Below are 4770 nucleotides of genomic sequence, written 5' to 3'. Positions count from 1 at the left end.
TGATAAGAAAGTGGTAATGGTTGTCCATCAGGACCCATGCATAACACTGGTATTCGCATTTTTTCAGCCCTTTCGCAAAACGGGAAAGGAAATCGAGCCTGTCATCGTCATCGACAAAGAGCTCTTTGCCCTCGATAGAGTGCGCCATTATGTGGAAAAGAGAGCCAGGAGATTCCAGACGGGCCATTCGAGGCATATTTTCCTCCGGCAAAAGGGTGAGATTGATGTAAGGTGGAGGTTATAAGACGCAAATCCTATGCCCAATGGGGAGAAATAAAGAGAAAAAAGTAGTCCGTCCCTGAGCTCCTGAACCCTGAGCCAGCCTTCGACAGCTTGTTAAGTTCTGGGAATTCTTTTGATTATAATGATGAGGGTAATTTCAGGAATCTGGATAGTAACTCAGTTCAAAATCTTTCCAACAGCATCCTTTATGGATTCCCTTAGTGCGTTGCCGATATTGGCCTGATCAAAATCCACCCGGTCATTCTGGAAAGTAAATACAACGCTCGATGCGCTGGTGGAGGATTTTCCATCTCCTGTTGCCCGCCATTTTTTACCGCTGCTGCTGTGGATTATTGTTACCTCTGTTCTTATTACAGAGCTGTGGGATTCGTGATGAATGACGCCGAAAGATGCGCTGGTTGAGGGGCGCCCGAAATAGATCACCTTTGCCATAACCTGGTACCTGGCAGTAGACTGGGCGATAAACTCTTTTATATGGCTGTCTTTGTAGATCCCGGCCCACATCCCTGCCGCAATCTCCCGCCTCTTTTGCTGCATCTCAGGCTTTACCTCCATAAGCCTGAATTTCCCGGACTCAAAGAGTGCCTCGGCCAGAATTGCCTGAATCCCCAATCCCACCCGATCATCCTTCCAGGAATTCAGCGATAATTCATTCTGTACTCCGATTACCTCAATTGTCGATGGCTCGTCTTCAGCAGGGAAATGAGTTCCTGAGGATGTGGAGGAACAGCCGATCAGAACCGGAATGATAACAGATATCAGCAATGAGACGGGCCCCGATACTTTAGAAGGCAAACCGTCCTCCGATAAACATCGTATGAGAGGAGTAATCCTCGATAAGAAACTGGGTACGGTACCCGGCGTTTAAGGCAAAGAGATCTGTGATCAGAAATGTGCCGCTGAGCCCTGTGCTGAGACAGTGGGGCTGTGCTATTCCTGCTACACTATAGTCAACTTTTTTGTATCCTTTGTCGACCAGTTCGGGGTTTTCCCCCTCGTATCCGTATTCTTTGATCATTCCCAGTATTGTGCGTCGGTAAAGGATGTCCGCGTTTACCGCAAACCGCTTCATGATTGGCATTCCCCACAGGGCTGCGAAGCCAAGATCGAGAATCGATGATTCATTGGCGAGAGATTCCTGTATCAGAACGCCGCCTGTTATCTTATGTGAAGAAATGCTCTTTTCGGCTATTACATCCAGACCAAAGTTACAACCAGCCTTTTTCATTTCAGAACCATCGGGGGTAGTTGTTTTTTCGGTAATCTCGCGGGAGAAAATGATCAGATCTGCTCCCAACCCGGAACTGATCGACATTTTGTCATTCCGGAGAAAATGCCTGCGTCCCTTGACACTGAAAATGTGGTTGAATGCGGCTTTATCCATCCTTTCTGCAGAGATGATCTTTTCTGTGAATGCGACGGAAACTTCGTTTTTCTCATTACCGGAAACTAGCTTATAGGCTGCTCGTATATTGTGTGAAGATCCCTTGAGAAAAGAGAAGCCGCCAATCTCCTGGTTGAAAAACTCAAGCTCGTAATCCGACATGACAGGGGAGACTTTAAAGTTCAGAGGAACGCTCTCAAACTGCTTTACCATGTTGATTCCATTGCTTACAATGGTGCTTTTCATGGGATCAACTGTAACAGGGCTGAACACGTTGGGAGAAACCTGATCCTGTGCCCGGGTTGTAAAGACAAATACCACTGACACTGCTATAAACGTGAAACGAAGCATTTGCTGAGAGCGGTTCATGTTTATCCTTTCATTACTCTTGATTTTTATCAGGCCACTTCATACGGTTAATAAGTTGAAGAACTGCGGCCTGGGTTGCACGCTGTGCCGCTGTTCCCACAGTTGATTGATCAAACGGCGTCTCGGAGCTCACCCATACACCTTTCGCGGAGCTTGTGGCTGATCCGGACCCGGTTGCAGGGATGTATTCTCCTGTAGCCACATCGAGAAGCCTGAGTTGAAGTGACATAATTGTAGTTGCCTGCTTCTCCATGGTAATACCGTTTATCTTTTCAGAATAACTTACTGAGAAATCCGTAAGTTCCGCGTAGACAAGGAATTGCGGGGCGCTTAATCCATCAGTTGAGATCTCCTCATTTTCAACTACAATCCCGGACTGGCTCATCGCCCACTGCTCCAGGATCTTCTGCTGCATCTCAGCCTTCTCCTCGATAAAAACAAACCGCCTGGTATTGTACAGCTCATCGACAATACGGCCGCTGAGTCCGAATCCAACCTGTTTCTCTGTGAATTCAGGATACTTTTGCGCAAGTTCCGGTGGTATCCGGAACTGCATCACCTGCACCCTTACGGCTTCACCGGAAAAATCCGGGTAAGCAGGGATGGAAGAACCGGTTTGTTGTATGCTGCTAACACCTTCGCTGGTCACAGAAGCGCATCCGTAGAAGAGAGAAAGGCTCAGGCAGAGGAAGAAAGAAAAACCGTGCATTTTTTTCATAATATATAGGTAAAAAATAGTTCCGGTATGCCGGGGTTTGGTAGGGAAGAGATAAAAAGTGTAATTATTAATTTTCATGAGAATAGTCCCAAAGATTTCTTCTTGATAACTCGTTGAAATGACAAACCGTTTTTTTCTCCATTATATTGTTTTAATAGCCCAGATATGATAGCACAATGGGATTTTGCCTTCAAGATAAACATGGCCGCCACCCAAATCGTGCGGGTATTCCTTAAATTCCTTCAAGGTAAAATTCAAATCGATAAGAGTTTGTATCACATCAGACATCGGGTACTGAAAGTTATACTGAGGAGGGCTCTCATACTCTGCACCACCGTAGTAATCAAGGCTGTCATGAAAAACAAGTACATCCGTTGTAAAATAGGAGAATTCAAATTCGGCTCTATCTGTTCCTTTAAAGGAATAGGGATAGACAGTAGTTAGTGGATGCATTTCGTAGATAAAGATTATACCGTTTGGTTTCAGTAATCGATGGTATATTTCAAAGTATTTTTTCAGATCCGGCATCCATATAATTGATCCTGCACTGATTATCCCGATATCAAAATGGTTATTATACTTTTCAGGAATTTTGTACACGTCAGTGCGGATAAATTCAGCCTGTATTCCTGAAACTTCTTTTAGTTTTTCGGAGAAAGCGATATTTTCATCGCTTATATCAAACCCAACTCCTTCAGATGCACCCATATTGATAAACGACAGAATTTCACGTCCATTGTTGCATGGCGCCTGAAAAACAGATTTCCCTTTAAATGGAAGACGGTTATACAACTTATAATCAAATTCATCAAAAGTGGTATAACCCGGTGTTTTGAAACCCTCGAGCCATATATCAGCCATTTTCCTGTGATGATAAAGCGAGGCTGAGTTCCATGCATCTCTATTTCCAGCGATGTATTTGTCCAATGCAATCTCCCTTATTAACGCATATTCAATTTGATTGGCCTGGACTTCTGAATCTGTATCACATGGTATTTGCATTATATCAAAAAAAAGTAAGAAACGCTATTGTTTTGTGGTGTTGCTTTGCAGGAAACGAGTGCTTGTTTCTTTTTCCTGTTCACTATTTCACCTTCGAGGTGAAATAGTGAGGTAATGGACTTGAACGATGCCTCTCCAATTTCATTAATTCACCCCGGAGATGAAATAGTGATTGCATAACTTTCTATCTCAAACTGCTCTCCGTTTCCAGATATCCCCATTAAAAACAAAATATGACTAATATTTGATCCATCCAAGCCCAAAACTGTTTCCTGTCTCGGAATAAAACGAAATCCATACCCCATTGCAGGTACTGCACGTGTGGAAATGTTATTACAATGTGATAAAAAAAACTCATCACCACGGAACCCCGCCAAAACTCATTGCTGCTATTCGTCCCTGTTCCGCTCCCAGAAGCAGCGCTTTCTGGATATCCCGGTTATGATAATAGCTCGCAGTAAACCCGGCCTGAAAAGCATCACCGCAGCCTGTGGTATCGATCACTTAGTAGTTTTGAGGAATCTGGCAGATAACAGACAGAGGTATGAGCTCCTGCTCGTGGGATCTATTGCAGAATTCAGCTCGTGCCTTCGACCGCTTGTCCTTCCTTCCCCGTTTCATCAGTTCTTCAAGGGTGATATCGTGTGCCTCACACACCCTCCCGGCCACTTCCTCAAGCACAACAACATAATTAGCCTTCCGATGCTTCCTGTTCAGATAATCTTTGTAGTTCTCCAATGCCTTTTATGTAAATTCCGGATCGCCTATTACCGCCGGCCATCCTTTGCATGAACCGGAAACCTCTGTTGCCTCGATAAATGACAACTCTCCAGCCTGCTCATTGTTACCGGTCTGACAACTCTCCGAGAGAAACTTCAAATATGAAGAGATAGCACTTGATTCAGTCTCTCCAAAGAAACGAAGAGCCTGCTCTCTGTTTTGAAACTTCTCCCCCTTAGCTCCTTCTTTTCCCAAAAGATAACCATGACCGCTCCATGCCCAGGCACCCAGTTCCTCAAAGGATTTAACCTTACCGGCTCTTAAAGGATTAAGG

General features: G+C 44.6%; 8 protein-coding genes. All 8 read right to left on the bottom strand.

Annotated features, from left to right (window positions below; all coding sequences use genetic code 11):
* Nucleotides 1-196, bottom strand: a 196-nt coding sequence (locus GX089_16115) for a transposase (protein NLP04020.1), incomplete at its 3' end; no start/stop codon positions are given.
* A gap of 203 nt (nt 197-399) precedes the next feature.
* The gene (locus tag GX089_16110; protein ID NLP04019.1) at nt 400-1038 is read right to left on the bottom strand and encodes a hypothetical protein; all 639 of its coding nucleotides are present in this window, start codon (nt 1036-1038) and stop codon (nt 400-402) included.
* Nucleotides 1028-1996, bottom strand: a complete 969-nt coding sequence (locus GX089_16105) for a hypothetical protein (protein ID NLP04018.1) — start codon at nt 1994-1996, stop codon at nt 1028-1030. The genes GX089_16110 and GX089_16105 overlap by 11 nt, the downstream gene beginning before the upstream one ends.
* Before the next feature lie 13 nt (nt 1997-2009).
* Nucleotides 2010-2645, bottom strand: coding sequence for a hypothetical protein (locus GX089_16100; GenBank protein ID NLP04017.1), 636 nt, complete (start codon nt 2643-2645; stop codon nt 2010-2012).
* Nucleotides 2646-2855: 210 nt separating this feature from the next.
* Nucleotides 2856-3641, bottom strand: coding sequence for a class I SAM-dependent methyltransferase (locus GX089_16095; protein ID NLP04016.1), 786 nt, complete (start codon nt 3639-3641; stop codon nt 2856-2858).
* A 432-nt stretch (nt 3642-4073) separates the two neighbouring features.
* Nucleotides 4074-4220: a hypothetical protein gene (locus GX089_16090; GenBank protein ID NLP04015.1), complete on the bottom strand. Its 147-nt coding sequence runs from the start codon at nt 4218-4220 to the stop codon at nt 4074-4076.
* Nucleotides 4221-4454, bottom strand: a complete 234-nt coding sequence (locus GX089_16085) for a hypothetical protein (protein NLP04014.1) — start codon at nt 4452-4454, stop codon at nt 4221-4223.
* A gap of 6 nt (nt 4455-4460) precedes the next feature.
* Nucleotides 4461-4770 (bottom strand): hypothetical protein (locus tag GX089_16080; protein NLP04013.1); only part of this gene is annotated, 310 nt, incomplete at its 5' end.

This window comes from Fibrobacter sp. (assembly GCA_012523595.1).
Classification (GTDB): domain Bacteria; phylum Fibrobacterota; class Chitinivibrionia; order Chitinivibrionales; family Chitinispirillaceae; genus JAAYIG01.
This window is presented reverse-complemented; position numbering and strand designations above follow the sequence as displayed.